The organism is Streptomyces sp. S3(2020), from assembly GCF_013044505.1.
Classification (GTDB): domain Bacteria; phylum Actinomycetota; class Actinomycetes; order Streptomycetales; family Streptomycetaceae; genus Streptomyces.
On sequence record NZ_JABERD010000519.1, the window covers coordinates 1 to 1,185 of the forward strand.

A 1,185-nucleotide genomic window follows, 5' to 3' on the forward strand; every position below is an offset into this window, starting at 1 on the left:
CTGCTGCTGGGCCTGCGGCGGGTACGGCTGGCCCTGCTGCGGATAGGGCTGGCCCGGGTGGGGGGCGTACGGCTGGCCGGGCTGGTACGGCTGCCCGGGCATCGGCTGGCCCGGCATCGGCGGGGCCGCCACCGGGGGCGGGTTGCCGTCGCTGGTCCACAGGCCGTGCATCTGCTGGTGGCGTACGAAGTCCTCGGCGACCATCGCCGCGAGGTTGAAGTACGACTCCCGCACCTTCGGCCGCATCATGTCGAGGTCGACCTCGGCACCGGCGGCGAGATGCTCGTCGAAGGGCACGACCACGACACCGCGGCAGCGCGTCTCGAAGTGGCTGACGATGTCGTCGACCTTGATCATCTTGCCGGTCTCGCGGACACCCGAGATGACGGTGATGGACCGCGACACCAGATCGGCGTACCCGTGCGCCGACAGCCAGTCGAGCGTCGTACTGGCGCTGCTCGCACCGTCGACGGACGGCGTCGAGATGATGATGAGCTGGTCGGCGAGGTCGAGCACACCGCGCATCGCGGAGTAGAGCAGACCGGTACCGGAGTCCGTCAGGATCACCGGGTACTGCTTGCCCAGCACATCGATGGCCCGCCGGTAGTCCTCGTCGTTGAAGGCCGTGGACACGGCCGGGTCGACGTCGTTGGCGATGATCTCGAGTCCGGACGGCGCCTGGGACGTGAACCGGCGGATGTCCATGTACGAGTTGAGGTACGGGATCGCCTGGACGAGGTCCCGGATGGTGGCCCCGGTCTCCCGCCGCACCCGGCGGCCGAGGGTACCGGCGTCCGGGTTGGCGTCGATGGCGAGGATCTTGTCCTGCCGCTCGGTGGCGAGGGTCGAGCCGAGCGCGGTGGTGGTCGTCGTCTTGCCGACACCGCCCTTGAGGCTGATGACCGCGATGCGGTAGCAGGACAGCACGGGCGTGCGGATCAGCTCCAACTTCCGCTGCCGCTCGGCTTCTTCCTTCTTCCCGCCGATCTTGAAACGGGAGGGCTGGGCGGCGGGGCGGCCGCTCTTCGGCTTCTGCTTCTTGTTGTTCAGCAGCCGGTCCGAGGACAGCTCCACGGCAGCGGTGTAACCGAGCGGCGCCGCACCGGGGTTGGTCATCTGCCGCTGGTCGTGCTGAATGGGCTGCGGCCAGGCGGTACCGGTGCGGGGGTCGACGGGGGGTTGCGG

1 protein-coding gene is annotated in these 1,185 nt (G+C 69.4%); it reads right to left on the reverse strand.

Going from position 1 to position 1,185, the window contains the following annotated elements; translation table 11 throughout:
- On the reverse strand, positions 1-1,185 hold a 1,185-nt coding region (locus HLK59_RS50085; RefSeq protein WP_171148341.1), incomplete at both ends, for a MinD/ParA family protein.